The organism is Laspinema olomoucense D3b (assembly GCF_025370785.1).
In the GTDB taxonomy this organism is placed as follows: Bacteria; Cyanobacteriota; Cyanobacteriia; order Cyanobacteriales; family Laspinemataceae; genus Laspinema; species Laspinema olomoucense.
Genome location: NZ_JAMXFA010000020.1, coordinates 1 through 25252 on the forward strand (window position 1 = coordinate 1; position 25252 = coordinate 25252).

Genomic DNA, 25252 nt, shown 5'->3' on the forward strand with positions numbered 1-25252 from the left:
CCATCTCCCCCATCTCCCCCATCTCCCCCATCTCCCCCATCTCCCCCATCTCCCCCATCTCCCCTATCTCCCCCATCTCCCCCATCTCCCCCATCTCCCCCATCTCCCCTATCTCCCTAACTACCCAATCGGTGTCCGGCGATTGCGGGAACTGCCAGAGGACCGATCGCCTTTTGAAGATTTGCTTTTGCTGCGGGGACTAGGATTGGGGGTGACTTCGGAAGCGCTGTCGGGGGCGATCGGGATGGTGAAATGAAACTGACTGCCGCAATCTTTCCCTCCCGATTTGGCCCAAATTTGCCCCCCCCAGCCGGTGACGATTTGCCGACAGATGGCTAATCCTAAGCCGGTGCCGCCGGTGGAACGACGTAATGCACCTTCTTCTTGGTAAAAGCGATCGAAGACGGTTTCGAGGCGATCACGGCTAATCCCTCGTCCCGTATCCGCCACTTTGACCTCCAGTTCCCGATCGCCTCGGGTTTGGGCCAAAATGGTCACTTTTCCCCCGGAAGGCGTAAATTTACAAGCATTATCAATCAGTTTGGAGAGCACCTCCACCAACCACTCCCCATCGGCACGCACCAAGGGCAAATCCTCGGGCACTTCCAGGATCAAGGTCGGTAAGGCAGCCGCTTCGGGGTTGGTCCGGGTGCGCACGCTACTGATAGCTAAGGACAGGCATTCGTGCAAGGGTAGGGCTTCGGTGTTCCATTCTACTCGTCCGCTTTCTAGGCGCGATAGGGTCAAGAAATCTTGCACGAGGGTCCGCATTCTTTCCGCATCGTCTAGGGCGGTACTGAGCATGACTTGCCGCAGTTCTGGGGGCATATCGGGGTCGGAGGCGAGACTTTCTAGGCAGACTTGAATGGTGGAGAGGGGGGTGCGTAGTTCATGTCCGGTAATGGCGATTAGGTTGCTGCGGGTGCGATCGAGGGCGGCGAGTTGTTCGTTCAAGTCTCCTAAGTTGGCGTAGGCTTCAGCTTGTAGGGTGGCTACTCCAACTTGGGTGGCGATCGCCTCGACCATTGTCAGTTCCTCTGCATCCCACTCTCTGTACTCACAGCCACAGTGGTGCAACTCGACCATTCCCACGAGTTGATTCTGATACAGCACGGGCACCATTAACCAGGATTGAATCTCCCATTCCTGGACTAAGGTCATTAACCGCTTAGATCCGGTAATCCGGCTATCAGTCCTGATGTTTTCCACGGCGACTCGTTCCCCCGAGGCAACGACTTCCTGAAACAGGGGATTCTCCTGCAAGGGCCAGACTTCTCCGGTGAGGGACTTGACCGATCGCCCTAAAAATTCATAAGCGATCGCCGCTTCTTGATCCGTGGCTTTGCAGCGATAAATTAAACACCGACAAACGTCCAGGGCTCCGCCCAATTCTCGCACGGCCACTTGGAAAATATCTGCGGGATTCAGGGACTGACGAATGGCGGTGGTGATGGAGTTGACTAACCGTTCTCGACGCTCCTGCGCGGCGATCGAGCGATAGGTTTTGACTAATTTATGTTGACCCGCCTGTAGGTACGTGACCAACCGTTGCACGAAGGGTCCGGGGTCTACATCCTGGAATCTCGCTGCTGCTTCAAGGGCTTTGTCGGATTCGCTCAATCGATATGTGGCGATCGCCCTTTCAATCTTCTCCTCCAATTCGGGGCGATACACCCGCACTCGCTCTAACAATAACCGCGCCACGGTACTGGAAACCTGACGGTCAAAGGTCCAAATCCCCTCAAACCGTCTCGATTGATCCATCGATTGCAGCTCCGATGGCTTCACCACCGCTCCCTCTTTTTCCCGACAAACCAGACAAGTGGAATAGTTCGGCGCCAGCACCACCAAGTGCCACTCTTTTGCTAACCCATCATCGGGCTCAAAGGCGATCGCCTCCTGGATTTGTGAACTATTTTGAAATTCCGTTTCCGGTGCTGCCAGGACATACACTTGATCCGTCTTGTTGCTGATCCGGCGATATCGGTGTGCCTCCTGACGATAAAATCGCTCCCGTTGAAAGCAGGCAATCACCAACGCTCGATCGGCCCCCGCCAGGACTTGATCTTCCATCGCATGGGACAGTGCGGTTAAAGAAGACTTGAAATAAATTTGAGTTCTCAGCAGGGGCAAGGCGTGCAGCAACTCTTCCAGCACCGAAGTAGGAATGCTCATTTATCTTGTCTTTATTTCCACTGTAGGCAACAACCATTTGTAATCTGCACGGCAATGTTCAGGCGGTCCCGGTATTGCCGAAACTATCATGTTTTCCCTATAACAACGTTATCGCACCATGAGCCGACTACTGACAAACGGCTGCGAGATTCCCCAAAAAAACGCCGTATTTCAGATTGTTGATTGAAAATTCAGAATTTCTTTCCATCAATTAGGTATAAATTCTCATTAATTTTATTTGCTCCACCCCAAATTTAAGCCCAAAAACTAGCCTAAACCCTGAACAAAATCAAGAGTTTTTATTTTATATTTTTTGTATTTGTAGTGAAAAATTCAGCCGTTTATTCTTTTCGATAGCCGCCCTAAATTAATTCAAAAATCCTTGACCAAAGGAGGGGGAGCATCTGGCTTTTTATTATTGGCCGTAGGAAGCCAGATGCTCCCCTTCCTTACTTTTAAAATCGGTATATAGCCCCTCTAAATTAATTCAAAAATTCTTAAAAGATTTAGTTTTAGCGTTTGCTCTCCCTTGAATTAGGAGGGAAATCAGATGCTCCCCAGGCTCAATTTTTGGGTGTGAATGCTGGAACAGAGACCCTATATAAATAATACTTGCCCTAAAAATTCAATTGTTCATCTTCCCCAAAACGTCAAGCTATTTTATATTTAATCAATCCATTTAATAACAAAATCAAGGAACGTAAACGGATAAACCAATACAGACTCACAGGTCATTCGAGGGAACGTCGGAAGTTGATCGCCCTAACCCTAAAACTGAGGGCGACTTGCTCCTCAACTGCAAACGCTCCGGATTGGATCAGAGCAATCCAATCCTTACTTTGAATTGCCGCTAATTTTTCGCCGGGGATGAGGGTGGCGGCGGAATTTTCCCATCGTTATTGGCTCCTTCTACAGCTTTCTCAATAATAAATGCGGCTAAGTTAGCCACAGGGCGTCCTTGACTGTCTGCCCACCGTTCGAGGGCATCATAGACGGCATCGGGGAGGGTTACATGGACTCGTTTACTCACTGTTTTGTCTCGATGTCAACAGTTTTATGATACATCGTTGGAGCTACAATGGACGTTAGCTTGACAAATAGGGAACCAATCCGCTTCGGTAAGGTACCCTGTTGTGATAAACTAGGTACTAAGGAAAAACCGCGCTCTGTCCGGCAAGACAGAACGCGGGTAAATGTTAAGCCTAACCGCTTATTCAAGCCACGGATAGGGGATCAAAATCATTTGAAACTCTCAGGTCTAACCACACTGAGGTTCTTAACGTACAAGGACCATTCTCGTAAGCACAAGAACAGTTAAGGACAGTTAAGGACAATCCAGAACGGTTAAGGACTATCTAAGGACAATCCAGAACAGTTAAGGACTATTAAACTTAAACCATTAAGGACAATTATGGCACAGACGACGGAAGGTATCAACCCATCTCCCCTAGATTATGGAAATTTACCCCCCAATGTAGTAGAAGCGGCGGAGGCGGTGGTGTCCCGGATCCGCGATCGCATCAAAACCGGGACCATTCAGCAGATTGAGAACGGGTGCGACTTGCTGGAAACGAAGCAGCGATTGGGAAAAGTCTTATTTAAAGTCTGGGTCGATCGCTATTTTGATGGGTCGGAATATCTCGCGGGAAATTTAATCAAGGTGGCGGAACTGGTGCAGCGGATTCCCCACCGGATCGATGAAATGGCGGGATGGAGTATTTCTGCATTAGCGGCCCTCAGTGGCGGGTCCGATCGCCTCGCGGAAAAGATTTTAACCTCTGGCGATCGCCCCAGTGCCACGATGATTAGACAACGGGTCCGCACGGAACGCACCGGCAAACCGGCGATCGCCCGCAAACCTTCCCCGAGAAGATTTACCCAAGAAGAGGTAGACCGAAAAATCGCCGAGGCGATCGCCAAAAAGGACCAAGAACTGGCAACCCTACGAATTCAGTTAGAACAAGAACTCCAGGACCGAGTACAGGCAGAATTTCGTCAGGCGCGGGATGCGGGATTGCTGGCGGCAAAAACGGAAGTCGCTGCCGCGCAGGAACTACGGGAAGAACTCCGGGCTAAAAATGCCGAACTTGCTGCCGAATTGCAACAAAAACAAGCCGAACTAGAAGGGATTGCTCAGTTACAGCGGGAAAATCAACTCAAGGATGAACGAATTGCTGATTTAGAGGCTGCCTTAGAACAGTCTAAACAGGAAAGCTGGGAAAATACTTTTAATGCGGAAGCTGCCAAGGTGGTGAATGCGGACTTAGAAAAAGCCTATCAGCCTTTGGTGGAAAAGTTGGACCGGATGACCCAAAAGGTGGCCCAGCAAGAGGAGGAACTTCAGCGCTATCGTCAAGGGGAAGGGAAAGTCGCCGCAGAGGAACCGCAAGTGGCTCAGGAAACCTGGGCGATCGCCTCGGACTTTGGGCAGTTGGCGGAGACCCTGGATTTACCGGGATGGAGTGGTCGAGGTTACCGGGCTTCCGATGGGATGCTATACACCAATTTAGTCTCGGCTATCTCTCATTTTATTCAGGATTTTCAAGGAAATTCTTCCTCTAATTCTCGCCATTTTTAAGGGGTTAGTCTTGAGGGGTTTGAGGGTTATCGGTTCGATGGGTTTTGCCCCCCTGACCCTGTAACCCCGGCAAAATAGGGGAATGAAAAAAACCCGGACAGGGTTGCCTTAAAGGAGTGGGAGTATCTTTCTCTACTGGAGAAGTAGGGAGCAAGATGCTCCCACTGCTCAATTCTAGGGTCGGACTGCTGGCAGAAATGCTCTAGGGAGAGTGTAATTTGTCGATCGCTCTGATTAAACAGCCGTTGCATCAGCTAATCGTTTCAGAGAAAGGTTCGCGGCTTCAGAAACTTGGAAATGACTATCTTTTGCCATGTATTTGAGGGCGGATATGCTTTTTTCACTGGGGAGATGTCCGAGAGCTTCGGCAAGGCGCTGACGCACTAGCCAATCCTTGGACTGGACGAAGCGCAAGAGGCGATCGACGGCTTCAATACATTTGATTTCCCCAAGGGCTGCGATCGCCGCTTGTTGCAAGACGATTTCTTCGCTATCCAAGGCACTGAGCAACACTTCCTGCGCACGAAGGTCCTTGAGATTTCCGAGGGAGACTGCGGCACTAAAGCGCACCAGCCAATCGGTATCTTCATAGAAGGCGCGCACTAGGGGTTCCAAGGCTCTTTCGTCTTCGAGATATCCCAAGGCCCCCGCTGCACCGGCACGGATGCTGTAATCGGGTTCGCCTTCGAGGATTTTTACCAGAATGGGAAAGGATTGGGCAGTGGCTTTGATGCCTAAGGCAAAGACTGCCATTGATCGCACTTGGAGGTTCTCATCATTGAGGAGTTTTTCGATAAAGGGGAAGGCATCCGCAGCGGGGACGTTCCGCAAGGAAGCCAAGCCCACCATGCGATCGCCGGAATTCTCACTCTCCAGCTTGACGGCTATTTCTTCTAAAGTTAATAGGGACATAGATTTAGAAAATTTACAAAAGTTTACATTCACTTTTTTATTATAGAGCCAGGACCGAGGGATGGGGAGAAAATTGGCCCTGTTTAGGGAGGGATTTCCGAACCGGCGATCGCCGAGTCTGGGGGTACGGGTTAGAAACCGGGTTTATGCTTTGAAAATCTGTGACAATTCTCGCCCCAGAAAGGGCGATGAAACTGGGTAACCTTCCAATTGGTTTAATAAAGAGGCGATCGCCTCCTCATGGTTTAGTCTGTAGCCTTGACAGAAGCCTGCTGCTTCCGTTCATAAAGCTGCAATAAAATCGCCGCATGAACTTCCCGAGAGAGGGGATAAAAATAAGCCAAAATTAAACCCCCGATTAACAACAGGGTCGGCAGAGGGCCGATCGCCATGCGAATGGCGAACAAAGCCGAGTCTGGTTGTTCGGGAATTGTGGTACTTCCAGCGGATTCTATGAAACCCGACCATTGGAGAGTTTGTCCTACAAAGAAAATCCCCAATCCTAACCCCAGTTTTTGTAAAAAGACCATAAACGAATAGAAGATTCCTTCCCGACGTTGACCTGTATTTAATTCATCTAAATCAATCACATCGGTGAGCATGGACCAAGGAACGAGATAAGCTGTTGCCACGCCCACCCCGGCTAGGACTGCTAGGAAGAACATCAAATCCATGCGATCGCGCGGTAAAAAGAAAAGTCCCGCCTGAGCAATAATCCAAAACCCCATGCCCATAAAATAAACAGCTTTTCTCCCCAAAGATTTGCTAATTTCGCTCCAGACAAATAGCATGATAATCGCCACAACTTGCACAATTAAGGCGACTTCAAAGAATGAATCTCGCCGCATCCAACTCACGACAAAATAGGGGATAATTGTTGTGGTTAATTGCAAAGCTAACCAGGAAAAAAGATAAATCCCACTCACAAACTGAAACGGACGATTGCTCAGGGCAATTTTGAACTGAGAAATCAGAGATAAACTTGTGGGTTCGGCTTGGGTTTGATAGCGTTCTCGGGTTCCGAAGACGCACCAATAGAGGGGAAATACCGAGAGAATCGCACAAATGCCGCCTAGGGCGACATACATTTGTTTCAGGTCAGGCATCAGTTGAGTCAAGACCACACCCAAAATGAGAGCTAAGATACTCCCCCCAATGGAGAAGGCAAACCGAAAGCTGTTGAGACTGGTGCGCTCGTTGTAGTCCTCAGTGAGTTCCGGCGTGAGGGCTGTATAAGGGAGATTCACTGCGGTATAAGCGGTTTGGAACAAGATACTCACCACGATGTAATAGGTGAACAGCGCCCACTGATTCACCTGGGGATCGGCGCTGAAGTGAGGGACTAACCAATGGAGGAAAAAAGACAGACCAAAGGGTAGGGAACCAAAGAGCATCCACGATCGCCTGCGTCCCCAGCGAGACCGGGTGCGATCGCTCAACATCCCGATCATCGGGTCATTGATGGCATCCCACACCTTACCAATCATCAGGACTGTTCCTGCCAATCCGGGGTCTAAACCCGCCACCTCCGTTAAAAAGATTAAGAGGCTAAACGAGATTAAAATTGTGGTGATCCCAGCCCCCATATCTCCAGCCCCATAAGCCAGTTTTGTGGAAAGACTGAGTTTGTCGGGCTGGGATCTGTCGGAAGATGGATCGGAAGGGGACGAGTGATTCATGGACTTTGTTTTTTCCGGGGAAAGAGCGTGGCAGGATTACTGCAATTGCTGGAGGAGGACAACAAGCGCCAGTGACGATACAAATTTCAGCGGCGCTTTTCTGTATTGTGGCATACAAGACGGTTTGTCAATTTTATGCTATTTTGGTCTATTACCTTTATTCCTGCTTCCTGTTGCTACTGTTGGAAAAATTGCCCCCATGCGTGACCTTCATATCGGTTGGGCCGAGTACCACCAAAAAATAGAGCAGCTTGCGGTCCAAATTTATCAGTCCAATTGGCATTTTGACCAGATCGTTTGTATTGCCAAAGGAGGGCTGCGGGTTGGGGATATCCTCGCCCGGATTTACGATCGCCCTTTAGGGATTTTATCCACCGCCTCTTATGGGGGTGCAGAGGGCAAACACCGAGGAGCCTTGAAGATTGCCCGCCACTTAACGGCGATCGGCGATACCCTCGGCCCTTATGTTTTATTAGTAGATGACCTGGTAGATACCGGAATTTCTCTCAAGGAAACCAAACTTTGGCTCAATTGCCATTATGAAAATCAGATTCAGGAGATTCGCACCGCAGTCCTCTGGTACAAAGCTTGTTCGGAAATTCAACCGGATTACTATGTCGATTACCTGACGGATAATCCCTGGATTCATCAACCGTTTGAAGGGTATGAACAAATCACCCCAGAGCAACTCGCTCAGAGCTATCAAACGATCGCAAGTTAATAGACTTATGGCAGAATTGTCTTAAGCCCCCCTTAATAAGGGGGGTTGGGGGGATCAATCTTTTTTTGCCAGAGGTCTAATCTCAAATCACGAATTTAGGGCGAAAATTTTCGGTGAAATTGGGCTGGGCTAAGACTTACGCATTTACTTGTTGAGTGGTAGGGTCAATTCGCATTCTGAACCCTACATTTAGAGAGGGTTAGTCTTAGCTTAAACGGTGGGAATTCCAAACATTAAGACCCAAATCGGGAGGGTGACTAATAAGCAAACAGAACCGAGTCCCAGGGCAGTCACGGCTAAATCGCGATCGAGGTTGTAGGTTTCCGCTAGGACTAGGGTGGCAAAGGCTGGAGGCATTGCCATTTGTAACACCAGAATCAGCAATGCAGGGCGATCGAGTCCCCAAAAGGACAGGATGATGCCGAGGAACAGTGGCACAATTAACATTTTAATGACGAGACTGACTGAGGCGGGTTTGAGACTACTCCAAGAATGTAATTGGCTCAGTCTCATGCCACAGAGAATCAAAGACAAGGCGATCGCACTCCAAGCAAACCGCTGTAAACTATTTTCCAAGAGGGGTGGTAGGGGAATATCTCGCACCAATAACCCCAACCCTAAACTCCACAGGGTGGGATTGTAGAGGATGGCATGGATAAACTGTTTGTAACTTTTCGACCCTTCTCCAAATCGGGAGGCTAATACCGCACCTAAGCCGTAAGCTCCGATCACCGTACCCAACAAATCATAAAATAGCGCCCAGGCAAAATATTGTTCTCCCACTAATGCCAAAGCAACGGGATAGCCAATAAAGCCTGTATTACCGACCATTGTTGAAAGGACAAAACTGCCTTGAGTGGGGAGATGAGACCATTGGGATGATTGTTCTAGCTCTAGGGAAGCAGAACCGGGATGGGTTTTACTCCTGAGCCAAAGCCAGCTAAGCCCCACGCCCAGTAGAATTGCCACCCAGGCGATCGCTGGTGCTAACCAGATTGAACCTGATAAATCCGAGCGGCGGACGAAGGCAATCACCCCGATGGGAACGCCAATCCAAAACAGAAATTTACCGATATAAATCGGGATTTTAGGGGGCAGCAGCCGACCCAGAATAAATCCTAATAACGCTAATCCCCCAAGTTGGAGGTAGAGTTTTAGGAGATGAATTCCCAGAACGAGCATAATAATTTAAGGGAGGATTAGTTTTCATTGAGTTGGGGGGTTATCCCCTGATTCAAAGGAGTTTTTTCACTGCGTCTCAATGGGCAGGATAACGATGCCGTAGCCCGTTCCAATTCAAACACCGCTTGGACCAACTCTCAATGGGGAAATCATGAAGAAATTATGCAGCAATTTGGGATTAATATTGCCATAGAACCAAGGGCTGAGTCCGTAGCACTTGACGCTAAACGGGGGGATTTTTGTCATTGGTCATTGGTCGTTGGTCCCTGGTCGTTGGTCGTTGGTCATTGGTCATTGGTCGTTGGTCCCTGGTCATTGGTCCCGGGTCCCTGTACAAACAACAAATGACCAATGACATAAGACCAATGACAAAGGACAAACGACATAAGACAAACGCCAAATGACCCTCTTCGGTCCCGATCTACAAGGATTCGGTAGAATGCTTTTGTAACCCTGTAGGGGAGAGGGAAGCTCAACCCCTGAAGGATCCTCCGTCCAAAGATCCGTCAGGGCTTCCGCAGCCGTTCATTATCATAGTTTAGGCAATCCGAGTCAATCTGTAGGAGTCGAGTCATTGAATAAGGCAACTGTGTCGGGACAAGCGTCGAAAACCTCGACATTTATGGGGGAGGACATTCCTCAAGCGGTTAGAGATACCTCCGAGAAAGTCTCTACGGTTCAGGGGTCGAAATCGGTCAAATGGATTGTAATTGCCCTGATTGCCGGGACAGTTGCCCTAGTCGCAGGGGTGCTGGTGGCATGGCAGGGGGGAATGCTGGGACTCCTGAATAACTCCCAGGTGGCTCAAACGGAGCAAACGGATTCCCCGGACCCTAATGCTACTGTAGACCCAACTGCCCCGAAAACAGAGACGTTACTGGGTCACTTCCCCTATAAAGAAGCGCCTCGCGAAGACCTTCAGCCGATTTCCAGTGATGGGAGAATCCTGATGCGTCAAGCGGCAGCTAGAGCGTTTTTGGAGATGAAAGAGGCGGCGCGATCGCAAGGGGTCTCTCTGGTCCCGATTTCTGGATTTCGCAGCGAGGAAGACCAGAAATATCTGTTTTTTGAGGTAAAAGCGCAACGGGGACAGGTTACCACGGAACGAGCAGAAGTCAGCGCACCTCCAGGGTACAGCGAGCACCATACCGGCTATGCGGTAGATATTGGGGATGCCAATCTTCCGGCAACGGATTTGAGTCCGAGCTTTGAAAATACCCCGGCGTTCCAATGGATGAAAGAGAATGCTGCCTATTATAGTTTTGAGGTATCGTTTCCGAAAGGAAATACTCAAGGGGTGACTTATGAACCCTGGCATTGGAGATTTGTGGGCGATCGCGACAGTCTGGAAACCTTTTATAAAGCCCGAAACCCGCAAAAAAATATAGAAACTCAACCCTAACTGGATGTTGGGTTGCCCTCGTTCTACTCTACTTTTGCTCCTCCCCATTCCGACCCCTGCATCATGAGTCAAACAGCGCTTAATCTGGTTGCGATTTCGGTTTTTTTGATGACCCTTTCCGTATTGCTCGGACCCATCCTAGAGCTATCTCCCCTGATTGGTGCGATCGCCACCGCCAGTCTATTAGGCTTTTTTACCCTAGATACCCTCGGCTGGCAAGGAAAAGGTGCTAACCTGCTCGTGGATGTTTTTGCCGGAATGTCCGAAGATCATCGCCGACGGGTATTGCGTCATGAAGCCGGACATTTTTTAGTTGCCTACTTATTAGAAATTCCCATCACCAGCTATGCCTTAAATGCCTGGGAAGCCTTTAAACAAGGCCAATCCGCTGGCGGTGGCGTGCAATTTGACGATCAAGAACTCCTCGCCGAACTCCAACAAGGCAGTCTCTCTGCCCAATTATTTGACCGTTACTGCATTGTCTGGATGGCAGGGATAGCCGCTGAAACCTTAACCGGCGATCGGGCTGAAGGTGGTGCAGAAGACAAAGCCAAATTAAAAGCAATCTTGGCCCAAAACCGCAAATCTGCGATCGATGCTCAACTCAAAGAACGGTGGGCCATTTTGCAAGCCAAAACCCTCATAGAATCTCATTTAGATGCCTATCAAGCCTTAGTCACCGCAATGGAACAGCGACTAGCTGTGAGTGAGTGTTATCAAATTTTAGCCAGTCGGATTCCTATAAAGGCTGAATAAATGAACCCATTTACCTCGAATTAGTTTTGAGTAACGACTGAAGTCGTTTTAATAAATGAGCCACTTAAAACAATGTTACAAGAATTCATTACGTTACCCTACCTAAAACTGGCAGATAGACAAAGGTTGCCGGAGTGTTCTGCCATTTACTTTGCCAGTGCTGGTGAGCAAATTCTCTATGTTGGTTTGGCAACCAATCTTAGAAATCGTTGGCAGAATCATCACCGTTTTCCGCAACTTGAAGCAGTTAATCGACGGTGCGAAGTCAAACTTTTTTGGCTGAATTGCGATCAAAGTCAGCTTAAGGAGCTAGAACGTCAGTATATCGAGTATTACTGTCCAACCTTAAACCAAACAACAGTACCAAAGCAGCAAATCGTACCCAGCTTTCAGATGCTAACGCAGTTGTTGAAGAACCTCAATCAAGGGGTGCTTGGCTTGGGGGTCTGTCCAGCCGACAACCAACGGCTAAAAACAGTTATTTTGGGTTATTTGGCTAATTACGGAGAGACACTGCGTGCAACAACAAATCTTCGCAAGAGTTTGCAAGCACTTAATAAAAAGCCAAACAGTTTATTTAGATGGACGGAGGTGCTTCGACGTAAAGATTGTGCTCATTGGCGGGCAAGGTGTAACGGTATTGAAATTCGCCTCATCCCGTGGCTTGGAGAACGTATCATGCATCACCCTACGATGTATGAAGTCATGAGAGAGAAACGCTTTGCTGGATTGACTTCAATCCCTAGCCTTGAATACGATGCCATGCGGCAGGACGTCAAGGCAATGTCTTTTAAACAAAGACTGGAGTTAGCTCGTAGCTTGGAAATCGGTTGGAAGTTATTTCCCTTAGAGTGTGGGTCACAATTCCGTAGTGTCAGTGGTGTAGAAATCCTTTGTCTTACCGCTACACAACTGGAAACCTTGTTACCACAACACTTGTACTTAAAAGAGATGTATCCTGGAATACTTGCCATCAATGATGATCCAGTACCAAAGTTGTTGTTTTAGTTTAAACCTTTTCTCAATTAAATGATGTACAGTCACCACAAGGAGTAAACCAATGGTTGGGATTTTCGACAGAGACTTTACTAAATGCTTGTGCAATAGCTTGACCTAAAGCTTGATAAGTTCTGCCTCCTAGATAGCCAAGATTCTGACATTTCAGGCAGAAGAAAATAATAAACATACCTCAGTAGAGATAGGGAAAAGAGCTAAACAAGCAAGATTTATCAAAAAAATTAGTCACTCTAATCCCTAACATAACTGAGGAATGGAAAAGACTTTTACCTAAGAGAAAAATGATTTATATACCCTATCTCCATTAAATAAAAGACTCAAGACCTAAAGGTAAATAAGATTCTAAATCCCTCCAAAATTTATCCTTATTCCTCCTCTTGTTTATCCTTATCATCAGAGTTTAACTCTTCCTCTTCCCCTTCCGGGTTTGCTTCATTGTCCTCAGAGTCTAACTCTTCCTCTTCCGAGTTCGCTTCATCCTTGTCAGAGTTTAACTCTTCCTCTTCAGTTTCTTCACCTTCTTCAGTTTCTTCAGTTTCAACCTCCTCCAATTCTATATCCAGCTTGACTAAATCTTCCTGGGAGAGTTCTTCTCGGAGCAATTCTGCCACACGCTGACGCATTTCTTGATGTTGTTCTACCCCTTCATAGGCGAAGCGATTATAACCCCCCCGTTCAATGAGGGTTTCGAGATCGCTAATTCGTTCTTTTGTAGGAGGGTGAGAGGACATGAATTTCCAAAAGGAACTCCCTTCGCCATATTGTTCCTTGAGTTTCACCATGAGATTTCGCAATCCATCGGCAGAATAACCGGCTGAGGTGAGTAATCGAGTCCCGAGTACATCGGCTTGTTGTTCCATATCCCGGCTGTAGTCGAGCACTAGGAGGTTGGCTAATGTGCCACCAAAGGGGACATATTGTGCCATGTTGCCGATTAAATTGCCATGAGTGACCATTTGAAAGCCGTGAGACAGGACTGCATGAGCAAGTTCGTGGGTGATTAATCCGGCTAATTCGGCTTCGGTGTCACTGTGGAGAATGGCCCCGGCATTGACGAAGATTTTACCACCAGGAAGTGCAAAAGCGTTGAGATTTTTATCTTTAATGACATAAAATTCATACTCGAAATCATTCCGTCCCGAGAGTTTGGAGAGTTTTGCTCCAAGTTCTTGAACGTAGGCGACGATTTCTTCATCTTCAACCATCTCTAATTCTTCGATCGCTTGATTAGCAATACTTCTGCCGATCGCCGATTCTCCTCGGGCTAACATAACTAAGGTTTCCACCGCAGACAATGCACCGAGAGGATTGCCGGTTAAAGCAACACCGATCGCCCCGGTTACGACATTTCCAATGGCATTTCCCGCGATCACTTTCCGAATGTATCCGCGAAATTTACCGAAGTTATCTTCGGCTAAAGTTGCAAATTCTTCAGCATCGGGGTGATCAGGATTGAGAAGGGCAAATTGGCGGGCGGCGATCGAGGCTTCTAGCCATTGTTCTGTTGCAGCAAGGGCAGCAATTTTTACCCGCAACAATTCCGGACTATTGGGATAAAAAGTGGTGGCTCTTTCTAAGACTTCAACTGCTTTTTCGGGATGTTTATAGCTAGTGTAAGCTTCGGCGAGTAATAAATGTCCCGGGAGAAATTCCGGTGAAGCTTCCACTAGGAATTCTAGGGGAACGAAGATCCGAGATTCAAGTTTACTTTCCCATCCCGCTTGTGCTTCGCGCCAGTACACCCGCGAGGCAGGGGAGAGTTGTTCCGGATCCGTCAAGGGTTCGGGGAGGGTAGAAATTGCCGCTTGCTTGCCATTGTCGGAAAAGGGCGGTTTAACCTCCTGATAAATTGCCTCAGCTGCAGCAATGTCTCCGGCAACATAGAGGCGATCGGCTTCTGCCAATCGTTCCAAAAGGCGGCGTCTTTCCGCTTGTTTTGCGGCTTCTTCTGGATCCAGCGTGTATCCTTCTTCCGATGACTCCTCCGCTTCTTCGGAGGTTTCGGCATTGGCGGGGTCCGGGCCCTCTTCCTCCCTTGGCAGATCCTCTGCTTCCTCGGAGGTTTCGGCATTGGCGGGTTCCGGGTCCTCTTCCTCCCTTGGCAGATCCTCTGCTTCCTCGGAGGTTTCGGGGGTCGGTTCACTGGCGGGTAAGGTGGGTCGGGTTTCGCTGTTAGCTTGCGCCAATCGGGAGGGAAGGGGTAACTCCGCAAGTGCAGGTGTTGCAATGGGGAGTACCAAGCTAAGGGTAATGAGCCAGGAATTCCAGAGGAGTTTCATCTTAGCAACCTAGGGTGGATTTGGAGGGAAGACTGTTGGAGGAAGGGTCGAGTTTCGCTCTGATACTGTTCCTATTGTAGAGATAAAATGTAGGAACGGGCAAAAGGGTTATGAGTTTATTTTAAATTGCCTGAATTGAGACGATAAATTAAGGATGCTGAAAAACTAATTAAAGGCTCAAATTTGAAGAAGTTTCAACAGGTTTTATTTGATAATTTAATCACTTTGGGGCAGTTTTCTTAAGTTTTTGTGCGGATCCGGGATAGCTGCGTTTCGGTTAATAGAATCGAAGTAGCTAGGATTTTTGAAGGGATTTAATAAAATTCCCTCGCTTAAAGTAGAGAGGGAATTTTGGTCAGAATGCCCAATATTTTGGGGTGATGAGTTAAGGGAGACTAGAGAACAATCTCCCACTTTCCTTGCCTTCTAGCTAACGGGGGATTTTACACCACAGCGAGAACGGATTCACAGACATCTAAAACCAACCCTTCGCGAGCGAGAACTGAGTTGGGAAATGCTTCTTTAACCTCTCCATCCAATTTATCTAAGAAAGCATCATTGTGACTGGGGTCGTGGTGGAAAATCACCAGTTTTTTGACCCCAGCGGCTTTGGCAACTTTGACGGCTTCCTGCCAGGTGGAATGTCCCCAGCCATGTTTGGGGGATTTAGGATTATTATATTCATCATCACTGTACATAGCATCGTAAATCAACAAGTCCGCATTGCGTGCCATGTGCAGAACTGTTTCATCCATGCGATCGGGAAAATGTTCTGTATCGGTACAGTAAAATACACTATGACCTTTATAGGTGACCCGATAGCCCATTGCACTATTGGGATGGTTTAAAGGGCCGGTTTCAAAGTAGATATCATCCACATGAAAGGGTTCCCCACAAACCATTTGTGAAAATTTCAAATTGGCCTGCATTCCTTCTAGGGGAACGGGGGAATTTGGATGGAGAATTCTTTCAACAAAATGCTGTTCCATTGATTCGGCATCCAGGGGAACTGAGCCATGAATATGCAGGCTATTTCCGCGAATAAAGGCGGGGGTAAAAAAGGGGAAGCCCTGGATGTGATCCCAGTGGTAGTGGGTAAAGAACATATAGGCTTCTATGGGCATTTCTTTTTGCAAAGTTTGTCCTAAAACCTGCAATCCCGTACCCGCATCAAAAATCAGGCGTTTTCCACCAATTCGCATTTCCACACAGGAGGTATTGCCGCCATAGCGAACAGTGTCCTTTCCGGGGGTCGGAATACTGCCTCGAACGCCCCAGAATTGGACAACAAACTCAGAGGAATGGTTCGTTTCCATACAGGCTCTTACGGTTTTGTATTTGAACAAGTGGAACTAACGTAAACTGTGTCAACGATGGGATCGGGGAAAGGGATGGCGATCGCCCGATGTTTCAATCTAACCCGTTAATGGGGCTAAGTAAGCTGTTTGGTCTTTAAATGGTGAAAAAACATCAATTCAGTGTCTTGGAGTGTGAGCATCGGGCTTCGCTCGGATCACCCCATTAAATACTTAACAGCTTATTAACCTGCTTGACCAACTTTTGGTCTGAATGTGCCGGTTTGACCCTGATGGCGTAAAAGATGATCGCACAGCACTAAAGCCATCATTGCTTCTACCATTGGTACAGCTCTCGGTAACACACAGGGGTCATGCCGTCCTTTAGCTGCTAAGATGGTTTCTTCGCCTAAGCTATTTACAGTGCGCTGTTCTTTGCGAATTGTAGCAGTTGGTTTAAAGGCAACTCGAATAATAATATTTTCTCCGTTGGAAATTCCACCTTGAATCCCTCCAGAACGATTGGTTCGGGTGCGAATCTCTCCTTGCTCATCGGTATAAAATTCGTCATTATGCTGGCTACCCGTCATCAGGGTCCCGGCAAATCCGGACCCGATTTCAAATCCTTTACTCGCAGGCAGTGACATCACCCCTTTGGCGAGATCGGCTTCGAGTTTGTCAAATACGGGCATTCCCAACCCTTTGGGAACGTGACGCGCCACGCATTCGACGACGCCACCTGTAGAATCCCCTTCTCGCCCGATTCGTTCAATCAGTTCAATCATGCGATCGGCACATTCGGCATCCGGACAGCGCACGATATTGCTCTCCACTTGGTCGAGGGTGACTTGGTTGGGGTCGATGACACCTTCTAAGTCTTTGATGCGCTTCACATAGCCGACGATTTCCACTCCGGCGACTTGGTGGAGGATTTTTTTGGCGATCGCACCTGCGGCGACTCTGCCGATTGTCTCCCGCGCTGACGATCGCCCTCCGCCTTGCCAGTTTCGGATCCCATATTTGGCATCATAAGTCGCATCGGCATGAGAGGGGCGGTAGGTGTCCGTCATCTCATTATAATCTTGCGATCGGACATCCTTGTTTCGCACCAAGATACTTATCGGTGTGCCGAGGGTTTTCCCCTCAAACACCCCAGAAACGATTTCGCAGGTGTCTAATTCTTTGCGCGGTGTGGTAATTTTACTCTGTCCCGGTCTTCGCCGGTCTAGTTCGACTTGAATTTCTGCTTCGCTAATATCGAGTTGGGGTGGGCATCCATCAATAACGACCCCTACACCCCCACCGTGGGATTCTCCAAATGTGGTGACTCGAAACAGATGCCCGAAAGTGTTTCCCATGATTGATGCTCAAACGGCGTTAGAACTTGTATTTTATCCGAAACTGCACCGTTTCGTCAGGGTTAGTCTCCCCCTTCTGTGGATTCGGGACTGGGAAGGGGCTGGAGTTAAGGTGAATTCCCGTCCTGAGAGGGTTTTTCAGACTGGCGAGTACCCGATTTAGTCTGAGGGGAGCAAGAGGCTATATGAGTTGAAACCGACCCGAATTCCCACAGCGGGTTTTATTATCCCGATGGGTTTCCCAGATTGACGTTCTGTTCCAGGGGAATTTGAATAATAAACTCAGTTCCTTTTCCCAGTTCAGAAAGGCATTGCATTCTCCCCCGGTGCTTTTCTACGATAATTTCATAGCTAATGGCTAACCCCAGTCCTGTGCCTTTGCCAATGGGTTTTGTAGTATAAAAGGGGTCAAAAATTTTGCTAATAGATTCGGGTTTCATGCCTATTCCATTATCGGCGATCGCAATTTCGACTCGATGTCCCTCCATCAGAGTGGTGGTAATCCGAATTAACGGGTCCGGCAAGGGTCCCGTGGGGTCACCGAGAGAATCATTCCCATTATTCACCCAGTCATCTCCCTTCATTTCTACCGCATCGATCGCATTCCCCAAAACATTCATAAACACCTGATTAATCTGCCCCACATAACAGGTAATCTCGGGAATCGGCCCGTATTCCTTAATCACCTGAATCGGCGGGCGATCGCTCTTGCCTTTCAGCCTATTTTGTAAAATCATCAACGTACTATCAATATTTTCATGCAAATCCACGGCTTTCATGTCGGATTCATCTAAGCGGGAAAAAGTCCGCAGGGATTTAACAATATCTCGAATGCGATTCGCGCCTAATTTCATGGAGGCGAGGATTTGGGGAAAATCTTCCACTAAGTAATCCAAATCAATTCTGTCAATTTCTTCCTCAATCTCCAAGGCGGGTTCGGGATAATGGGTTCGATAAAGCTCCACTAAGTTTAACAAATCTTGCATATAATCATCGGCATGAGTCAGATTTCCATAAATAAAATTCACCGGATTATTAATTTCATGGGCAACCCCGGCCACCAATTGACCCAAGGATGACATTTTTTCGGTCTGAATTAATTGGCTTTGGGTGCGTTGGAGTTCCTGTAATGTTTGTTGTAATTCGTGGCTTTTTGCTTCAGCAATTTGGGCGGATACCCGGGCTTGAGTATAAAGTTCCGCTTGATTGATGGCGATCGCCAGTTGGTCGCAGACGGCTCCTAACAGTTCCACGTCCTCCGGCTTCCAAGCTTTAGTGCGGTTATGACAAGTGCAAGAAATGACTCCTATTTTCCCCGCTTCTGTTTGGATTGGCATCGCCAATATGGCCCCATATCCCAGCTTGTTTAAAAACTCATGAAGGGTAGAATCAATCACCTCGTTGATATCATCAAATTTTAGAATTTCTCCCTTTAAGAGTCCATTGACCATTGGTCCAGCTTGTTCAATACTATAACAGCCAATCAGGTCAATTAATCCGGGATTTCTCGATTCAGCTACCACTTCCCAAAAAGGTTCGGTATCCTTGTCTCGATACCAGAGGAAGTGACATCGGTCAATTTCCATCACCTCTTGGATTTCCTGGACTACACTATCGAGAATGGTATCCAATTCTAAGGAGTTTCTAATTTGGGTGGCAATCCGATTTAGCAGGGCTTCCCGTTGGGCTAATTCTCGATATTGCGCTTCACGGTATTGCAATGCGAGTTCCGCTTGTTTGCGATCGCTGATATCGATGGTGGTGGCAATAATCCGATCAATGCGATCGTTACTATCCTGCAAGGGACTCAGGGTCATCAGCCACCACCTCTCAATTCCATCTGCCACAAAACTTTCCTCAAAAGAGAGGGTTTTCCTCAAGTGGACGCACTGGAGATAATGCGGACGCCACAGGGCTGCCATCTCCGGGGGTAAGGCTTCCGCCAAGGTTTTTCCCAGCATTTTTTCTACCGGAACTTGGGCAGATTGGACCATTTTTGGATTCATCCCGGCAAAGCGAAATTCCCCTTCCTCCAAAACTTCCAAAACAAAAATACTGTAATCCACTCCTTCCCAAATCGCCCGCAAAAACTGCTCTCGTTCTTGTAATTCCTGTTCAATTTTTTTGCGGGTTGTAATGTCCAAAACTGTCCCAAATAGTCGCACCACTTCTCCTTGAGAGTTCTGCTCAACTTTTCCTTTGGCATGGACGTACCGGAGGGACCCATTTCGGTGAAGAATCCGATGCTCTAATTCAAAAGGAATTCCCAAGGTGCTCGCTTTTTCCAAGCGAATTTTCAGTGCTTCAGCATCTTGGGGATGAACTTTTTCTAAAAGCTTGGACACGGAAGGTGCTTCCTGTTTGGGGTCAAAATCCCCAATCCGAAACAGTTCTTTGGACCAAGTCATCTTGGCTGTTTCTAGGTCAAATTCCCAGTTACCCAGATGAGCGATTTGTTGGGCTTCTTCTAGGACTCGTTGGCTTTGTTTTAGGCTCAGTTCCACTTGCTTGCGATCGCTAATATCCTCAATCACCGCCAGAAAATATTGAGGCTCTCCGGCAGCATTGCGAATCATCGAGGCCGTCACATTCGCCCACACCATCGAACCGTTTTTGTGCCGATACCGCTTTTCAAAGATGATGCTATTGATTTCCCTTTCATATAACTGACGCTCGGCTTTCCCATCCAATTCCGCATCATCACGATGGGTTATCTCTTGATAAGTGAGAGTGAGTAATTCTTCGCGACTATATCCGAGACTGTCGCATAATTTTTGATTGACCTCAATCCAGTTCCCCCCAAGTCCCACATGAGCAATGCCAACCGCAGCCTGCTCAAACGCGGCCCGGAATTTGGCCTCACTTTCTCGCACTAAGGCTTCTGCTTGAATGCGATCGCTGATATCCGTAAAAGTACAGACTGCGGCATACAGTTCGCTTTCATTAGGGCGAAACAAGGCTTGGGAATTGACCAAAATCCAGGTTAAGCTCCCATCGGGTTTGTGAATTCCCATGATGCGATCGCGAAAGGACTCCCCAGTCCGTAAGGTAAGCGCGAATGGATATTCTTCCGCTGGAAATGGCGAACCATCTTCTCTCACTGCCCGCCAGCGCGGATCGATGGCGGTCCATCCCATCATTTGTTCCAGGCTCAAACCGAGAATTCGTCTGGCACTTAAATTGTAAGTATAAATAATGCCATTGGCATCTTGCATGATCACCCCCTCACTCATAGCACTTAGTACCGAGCGATATCGGGCCTCACTCTCTTGTACTGAGGTCAGTAAGTGTTGTCGTTCAGCCTCCATCTGCTTGTGAGCGCTGATGTCCCGGGCTACTGCATAAATCACATCCCCTTGCACCGTAGAGGAAGTCCAAGCCATCCATTTATAGGAACCATCTCGGCAACGATAGCGGTTTTCAAAATAAATGCTGTTTTTGCTTTTTGAGAGTTTCTCGACTTCTGCGAGGGTTGAGGCGACATCATCGGGATGTACTAACTCTAAAAAGGAGATTGAAAGCAATTCCTCCGTGCTATATCCTAATGTTGTTTCCCACATCGGATTTAATTGCTTAAAATAACCATCAGTCCCGGCAATACAGAGTAAATCCAGCGATAAATTGAACCATTGTGCGATCGCTCTGTCCAATTTTTCGGGAGGGCGGCGTTCCTTGATAGTTCCTTCAATGCGAACCGGCGTCCCCTCGTCATCGACGATCGCCCAAAATTTACTTTGCAGGTCCCTGGCTTGCCCGTCAATCCCCACAATGGTATAGTTTACCTCCACCATCTCCGTTTCCCAAACCCGCCCTAAAGCCTTTCCCACTTGCGATCGCCATTGCGGTTCAATTCCCTGTGTCCAAAACTCCGGCTGATTCTCAAACCCCGCCACCGTTCCCCCAAACAATTGAGCTGCCGCAGGGTTCAAATAATCCAGGCGATCGCCCCCTGCATTGATGAATACAATTCCCTCTTGAACTTCATCCAAAATCCGACTCATGCAACACGCTCCCTCACCACGCTTTGACGTTTCTGTGACCCTTAAGGTTGTGAACACTCCCCTGATTTCCTGAGCGCTTTCCAGCCCGGTTTTTTGACAACAACCCACCCTAATTGTGAAAATTCACCCCCTCAGTAGGGCCAGTAGCTCAACCGCACCGCTCTCTTGACTAACGGTGATGCGTCAGTCCCGCTGAGTCAGTAAATCTCAATTAAATTAACCCAGACGACTCACACCTGCATTGTCCGTCATTCCCACTCCAGCACTAAATCCAGGGTCATTTTTCCGTCCGGGCTCCCTTAACCAACTAATTCTTTTCACTGAGTTATCGTGCTTGTCTTATTCTTAAAACCATTGCCCACAGTACCCATAGCTAGTCTAAATCATTCCTGTAAACGTGATGCTCAGGAATTCACCTACATTCTAAAAAATTCCACATCAGCGGCGATCGCCCCCTGTGCTTCCCCCAATATAAACCGCCCTCATTATTTTTAGCCAATAAAAAAGCGCCCCTGTATAGGGACGCTTTTTATGTTACAGACTGACTATATGTCGCGTATAGAGTCCGTCTGAATCTTCAGTTAAAACTTAACCGTTGATAGAAGGAGCAGTCAAAGCAACCGGAGTCGCTTCACCAGCAGCCAAATCAAGGGGGAAGTTGTGAGCATTACGCTCGTGCATCACTTCCATACCCAGGTTAGCGCGGTTAATCACATCAGCCCAGGTATTCACCACACGACCCGTAGAATCGATGATGGACTGGTTGAAGTTGAATCCGTTCAAGTTAAAGGCCATCGTGGACACACCTAAAGCGGTGAACCAGATCCCCACAACCGGCCAAGCAGCTAAGAAGAAGTGCAAGGAACGGCTGTTGTTGAAGGAAGCATATTGGAAGATTAAACGACCGAAGTAGCCGTGAGCTGCAACGATGTTGTAGGTTTCTTCTTCTTGACCGAACTTGTAACCGTAGTTTTGAGATTCGGTTTCCGAGGTCTCACGAACTAAGCTGGAGGTGACCAAAGAACCGTGCATAGCACTGGACAAGGAACCACCGAACACACCGGCCACACCCAACATATGGAAGGGGTGCATCAGGATATTGTGCTCAGCTTGGAACACCAACATGAAGTTGAAGGTTCCAGAGATACCCAAAGGCATACCATCAGAGAAAGAACCTTGACCGATCGGGTAGATCAAGAACACTGCAGAAGCGGCTGCAACAGGTGCAGAGTAAGCAACGCAGATCCAAGGACGCATACCCAAGCGGTAGGAGAGTTCCCACTCACGACCCATGTAGCAGAAGATGCCGATGAGGAAGTGGAAAATCACGAGCTGGTAAGGGCCACCATTGTAGAGCCACTCATCCAAGCTGGCTGCTTCCCAGATGGGGTAGAAGTGAAGACCGATTGCGTTAGAGGAAGGAACAACTGCACCAGAGATGATGTTGTTTCCGTACAGTAAAGAACCGGCAACAGGTTCGCGGATCCCATCGATGTCCACAGGAGGAGCGGCGATGAAAGCGATGATGTAGCAGACAGTGGCGCTTAAGAGGGTGGGGATCATCAACACGCCGAACCAGCCGATATAGAGGCGGTTTTCGGTGGAGGCGACCCACTCGCAGAAGCGGTCCCACAGATTGGCGCTCTCGCGCCGCTGTAAGGTAGTCGTCATATTTCTTATGATTGCTATGAGGTTTTCGAGGTAGTTGGTAGAGGTTTCTCTACCTTGCTTACTACCTTACACAACTTGTTAAGCTTTGTAAAGGGTTTTCATAAAAATTTTTGCTGATTAGTGCTATTAAATTTTCTTATCAATTGCCATGCTGACTGCTTCTGCCTCCCGCCGGATTACCTACAGTCCCGCCTACACCTTAGTTCCAACCTACGAATGTTTTAACCGCTGTGGCTACTGCAACTTTCGCCAGGACCCGGGAAAAAGCCCCTGGTTAGAATTACCCAAGGCGGAACGAATCCTGAAATCTCTGATGGGGACTGGGATTAAGGAAATTTTAATCCTCAGTGGCGAAGTGCATCCGAATTCTGAGAAACGTTCCGACTGGTGCGATCGCCTGTATGAGTTAGGGGAATTGGCTCTGGGACTGGGATTTCTTCCCCATACCAATGCCGGTCCGCTCAGTTTTCAGGAAATGGCAAGGTTGAAAACCGTTAATCTTTCTATGGGATTAATGGTGGAACAGGTGACGCCGCGTTTGGGGGAAACCGTACATCGTCATGCACCCAGCAAGGTGCCATCGGTGCGACTGCAACAATTAGCATGGGCGGGAGAACTGAAAATTCCCTTTACCACGGGGTTATTACTGGGAATTGGCGAGACACCAGACGATCGCCAAGCGACTTTAGAGGCGATCGCTCAAATTCACCAGCGCTGGGGCCATATCCAAGAAGTGATTATCCAACCCTATCGTCCTGGAACCCACCAAAGCGGCGGGGCCCCCGGATTGGATTTGAGGGAATTACCGGGAGAAGTCGCTAGAGCTAGAGCAATTTTACCCGAGTCAGTCGCCCTGCAAGTCCCGCCCAATTTAATTGAGGAACCGGAGATTTTATTAGCTTGCTTAGAGGCGGGATGTAGAGATTTAGGCGGCATCGGACCCACGGATGAAGTCAATCCAGATTATCCCCATCTCCAGGTTGACCGACTTAAACGGATATTAGAACCCGCCGGTTGGGAATTAGTCGAGCGATCGCCAGTTTATCCCCAATATTATGCCAGGTTAAGTCTTCGGTTGCGATCGCACTTGATCCAGGCTGGATATTAATATCCCACAGCGGTTAAATCGGGTTGCGCGGCGATCGGCACTCGTTCCACCTTCGTTTCCCAAGTGCCATCGGCATAAAGATTAAATAAGCGAAACCCCGGGGCCGCATCATCCAGGGCAAATTCAATACTTTTCGGCATAAACTGGACACAAGTGGAAGGTGTCGCAAAATAAGCGACATTTTCCCGATAAAACAGTAAATTTTGGTGAACATGACCGCAAGCGACTAATTTCACATTGCGATAACGGTCTAAAATCCCAAAAAATGCCTCAGCATTTTCCAGATTAATTTGGTCCAACCATTCCGAATTAACGGGAAAGGGGGGATGATGCAGAGCAATAAAGGTGGGCTGTTTTCCAGCTTTATATAATTCCCAGTCCAACCACTCCAAACTCGTCCTTGAAAGTCGGCCCCCATCGGCCCCTGGCACCTGAGAGTTGAGCAAGACAAAGCGCCAATTGCCCTTTTCAAAGGATTTGTCCGCACAAAAGGGAGTCTCGGTTAAAATCGACTCCATCACCGAGAGATTGTCATGATTGCCGGGAACCCAGTAGGTGGGAACTTGCAAGGGACGGATTAAATCCCGGAGAACTTGGTAAGATTCCGGGGTTGCATCTTGAGAAAGGTCCCCGGTGAGTAAGAGGATATCCCGGGCATAATTGAGGGAGAGCAATCCCCTTAAAACAGCCTCAAAGGATGAAAGGGTGCGGACCCCAAGCAATTTGCGATCGGGGCGGGCAAATAAATGAAGATCCGTAATTTGAGCTAATCGCAGGGGAGAGGCTGGGAGCATTGCTAGGCAAACAAACGGGCAACTCCATTAATCATACAGGTCCAGAGTCAATCCCGATGAAAAGAATGCCCCAACCCTATCTAGGCGATCGCCGTGAGTAAAAATTTTCGTCACGGCTCTTGCGTCCTCCACAAACTCTGCTATAATAGAAGTTCATGACACAAAAGCGGCGGCATCGCCAAGTGGTAAGGCAGAGGTCTGCAAAACCTTTACCCCCGGTTCGAATCCGGGTGCCGCCTTTGTAAAATCCCAGCCTCTCTCAGTCGCCTTCCCGGGCGATTTTTGGTGTTTGGGGTAAAATCGCACCCGCTACAGGACTATTCC

17 protein-coding genes and 1 tRNA gene are annotated in these 25252 nt (G+C 48.2%); 7 read left to right on the top strand and 11 right to left on the bottom strand.

Going from position 1 to position 25252, the window contains the following annotated elements; all coding sequences use genetic code 11:
- Nucleotides 1-120 precede the first annotated feature (120 nt).
- Both NG792_RS15955 and NG792_RS15960 read right to left on the bottom strand, forming a co-directional pair.
- The gene (locus NG792_RS15955) at nucleotides 121-2175 is read right to left on the bottom strand and encodes a DICT sensory domain-containing protein (RefSeq protein WP_261236042.1); all 2055 of its coding nucleotides are present in this window, start codon (nucleotides 2173-2175) and stop codon (nucleotides 121-123) included.
- Nucleotides 2176-3025: 850 nt separating this feature from the next.
- Nucleotides 3026-3205: a ribbon-helix-helix domain-containing protein gene (locus tag NG792_RS15960; protein ID WP_261201220.1), complete on the bottom strand. Its 180-nt coding sequence runs from the start codon at nucleotides 3203-3205 to the stop codon at nucleotides 3026-3028.
- A gap of 381 nt (nucleotides 3206-3586) precedes the next feature.
- Between NG792_RS15960 and NG792_RS15965 the strand changes: the two genes are divergently transcribed.
- Entirely contained in the window at nucleotides 3587-4753 is a 1167-nt protein-coding gene (locus NG792_RS15965) for a hypothetical protein (protein WP_261236043.1), read from the top strand.
- Between the two features lie 234 nt (nucleotides 4754-4987).
- Here NG792_RS15965 and NG792_RS15970 read toward each other — a convergent pair whose 3' ends face one another.
- Nucleotides 4988-5665, bottom strand: a complete 678-nt coding sequence (locus tag NG792_RS15970; protein WP_261201222.1) for a HEAT repeat domain-containing protein — start codon at nucleotides 5663-5665, stop codon at nucleotides 4988-4990.
- A gap of 245 nt (nucleotides 5666-5910) precedes the next feature.
- On the bottom strand, nucleotides 5911-7344 hold the full coding sequence (locus NG792_RS15975; RefSeq protein WP_261236044.1) for an MFS transporter: 1434 nt from the start codon (nucleotides 7342-7344) through the stop codon (nucleotides 5911-5913).
- A gap of 199 nt (nucleotides 7345-7543) precedes the next feature.
- Between NG792_RS15975 and NG792_RS15980 the strand changes: the two genes are divergently transcribed.
- Nucleotides 7544-8065 carry a phosphoribosyltransferase gene (locus NG792_RS15980; RefSeq protein ID WP_261236045.1) on the top strand — a complete coding sequence of 174 codons (522 nt, stop codon included), beginning with the start codon at nucleotides 7544-7546 and terminating at the stop codon, nucleotides 8063-8065.
- Between the two features lie 210 nt (nucleotides 8066-8275).
- Here NG792_RS15980 and NG792_RS15985 read toward each other — a convergent pair whose 3' ends face one another.
- Entirely contained in the window at nucleotides 8276-9247 is a 972-nt protein-coding gene (locus tag NG792_RS15985; RefSeq protein ID WP_261201226.1) for an AEC family transporter, read from the bottom strand.
- A 574-nt stretch (nucleotides 9248-9821) separates the two neighbouring features.
- On the opposite strand from NG792_RS15985, the gene NG792_RS15990 reads away from it, so the two are divergent.
- From NG792_RS15990 to NG792_RS16000, 3 genes are all read left to right on the top strand, one after another.
- Nucleotides 9822-10649, top strand: coding sequence for a M15 family metallopeptidase (locus NG792_RS15990; RefSeq protein WP_261201227.1), 828 nt, complete (start codon nucleotides 9822-9824; stop codon nucleotides 10647-10649).
- Between the two features lie 63 nt (nucleotides 10650-10712).
- Nucleotides 10713-11405: an ATP-dependent Zn protease gene (locus tag NG792_RS15995; protein WP_261236046.1), complete on the top strand. Its 693-nt coding sequence runs from the start codon at nucleotides 10713-10715 to the stop codon at nucleotides 11403-11405.
- Nucleotides 11406-11477: 72 nt separating this feature from the next.
- On the top strand, nucleotides 11478-12413 hold the full coding sequence (locus NG792_RS16000; protein WP_261201229.1) for a GIY-YIG nuclease family protein: 936 nt from the start codon (nucleotides 11478-11480) through the stop codon (nucleotides 12411-12413).
- Nucleotides 12414-12787: 374 nt separating this feature from the next.
- Here NG792_RS16000 and NG792_RS16005 read toward each other — a convergent pair whose 3' ends face one another.
- The 5 genes from NG792_RS16005 to psbA form a co-directional block, all read right to left on the bottom strand.
- Nucleotides 12788-14701 carry a M48 family metalloprotease gene (locus NG792_RS16005; protein WP_261236047.1) on the bottom strand — a complete coding sequence of 638 codons (1914 nt, stop codon included), beginning with the start codon at nucleotides 14699-14701 and terminating at the stop codon, nucleotides 12788-12790.
- Between the two features lie 443 nt (nucleotides 14702-15144).
- Nucleotides 15145-16017, bottom strand: a complete 873-nt coding sequence (locus NG792_RS16010; RefSeq protein WP_261236048.1) for an MBL fold metallo-hydrolase — start codon at nucleotides 16015-16017, stop codon at nucleotides 15145-15147.
- A gap of 224 nt (nucleotides 16018-16241) precedes the next feature.
- Nucleotides 16242-17354, bottom strand: coding sequence for a chorismate synthase (aroC, locus tag NG792_RS16015; protein WP_261201232.1), 1113 nt, complete (start codon nucleotides 17352-17354; stop codon nucleotides 16242-16244).
- A 224-nt stretch (nucleotides 17355-17578) separates the two neighbouring features.
- Complete coding sequence (locus NG792_RS16020) at nucleotides 17579-21355, bottom strand: PAS domain S-box protein (protein WP_261236049.1); 3777 nt, start codon at nucleotides 21353-21355, stop codon at nucleotides 17579-17581.
- 588 nt (nucleotides 21356-21943) lie between these two features.
- A complete protein-coding gene (psbA, locus tag NG792_RS16025; protein WP_261236050.1) occupies nucleotides 21944-23026 on the bottom strand; it encodes a photosystem II q(b) protein in 1083 nt (360 codons plus the stop codon).
- 148 nt (nucleotides 23027-23174) lie between these two features.
- Between psbA and cofG the strand changes: the two genes are divergently transcribed.
- Nucleotides 23175-24134 (top strand): 7,8-didemethyl-8-hydroxy-5-deazariboflavin synthase subunit CofG, encoded by a 960-nt coding sequence (gene cofG, locus NG792_RS16030; RefSeq protein WP_261236051.1) that lies wholly within the window; start codon nucleotides 23175-23177, stop codon nucleotides 24132-24134.
- Here the strand turns inward: cofG and cpdA are convergent.
- The gene (cpdA, locus tag NG792_RS16035) at nucleotides 24131-24928 is read right to left on the bottom strand and encodes a 3',5'-cyclic-AMP phosphodiesterase (RefSeq protein ID WP_261236052.1); all 798 of its coding nucleotides are present in this window, start codon (nucleotides 24926-24928) and stop codon (nucleotides 24131-24133) included. The two genes, cofG and cpdA, sit on opposite strands and share 4 nt — an antisense overlap.
- A 168-nt stretch (nucleotides 24929-25096) precedes the next feature.
- On the opposite strand from cpdA, the gene NG792_RS16040 reads away from it, so the two are divergent.
- Nucleotides 25097-25167: transfer RNA gene (locus NG792_RS16040), tRNA-Cys, on the top strand.
- Nucleotides 25168-25252: the final 85 nt, after the last annotated feature.

Coding starts and splice junctions, on each gene's coding strand:
- NG792_RS15975 (WP_261236044.1), bottom strand. CDS start 7,344: ATGAATCACTCGTCCCCTTCCGATCCATCTTCCGACAGATCCCAGCCC.
- NG792_RS15955 (WP_261236042.1), bottom strand. CDS start 2,175: ATGAGCATTCCTACTTCGGTGCTGGAAGAGTTGCTGCACGCCTTGCCC.
- NG792_RS15965 (WP_261236043.1), top strand. CDS start 3,587: ATGGCACAGACGACGGAAGGTATCAACCCATCTCCCCTAGATTATGGA.
- NG792_RS15980 (WP_261236045.1), top strand. CDS start 7,544: ATGCGTGACCTTCATATCGGTTGGGCCGAGTACCACCAAAAAATAGAG.
- cpdA (WP_261236052.1), bottom strand. CDS start 24,928: ATGCTCCCAGCCTCTCCCCTGCGATTAGCTCAAATTACGGATCTTCAT.
- NG792_RS16020 (WP_261236049.1), bottom strand. CDS start 21,355: ATGAGTCGGATTTTGGATGAAGTTCAAGAGGGAATTGTATTCATCAAT.
- NG792_RS16005 (WP_261236047.1), bottom strand. CDS start 14,701: ATGAAACTCCTCTGGAATTCCTGGCTCATTACCCTTAGCTTGGTACTC.
- aroC (WP_261201232.1), bottom strand. CDS start 17,354: ATGGGAAACACTTTCGGGCATCTGTTTCGAGTCACCACATTTGGAGAA.
- NG792_RS15995 (WP_261236046.1), top strand. CDS start 10,713: ATGAGTCAAACAGCGCTTAATCTGGTTGCGATTTCGGTTTTTTTGATG.
- NG792_RS15970 (WP_261201222.1), bottom strand. CDS start 5,665: ATGTCCCTATTAACTTTAGAAGAAATAGCCGTCAAGCTGGAGAGTGAG.
- NG792_RS16000 (WP_261201229.1), top strand. CDS start 11,478: ATGTTACAAGAATTCATTACGTTACCCTACCTAAAACTGGCAGATAGA.
- NG792_RS15985 (WP_261201226.1), bottom strand. CDS start 9,247: ATGCTCGTTCTGGGAATTCATCTCCTAAAACTCTACCTCCAACTTGGG.
- NG792_RS16010 (WP_261236048.1), bottom strand. CDS start 16,017: ATGGAAACGAACCATTCCTCTGAGTTTGTTGTCCAATTCTGGGGCGTT.
- cofG (WP_261236051.1), top strand. CDS start 23,175: ATGCTGACTGCTTCTGCCTCCCGCCGGATTACCTACAGTCCCGCCTAC.
- psbA (WP_261236050.1), bottom strand. CDS start 23,026: ATGACGACTACCTTACAGCGGCGCGAGAGCGCCAATCTGTGGGACCGC.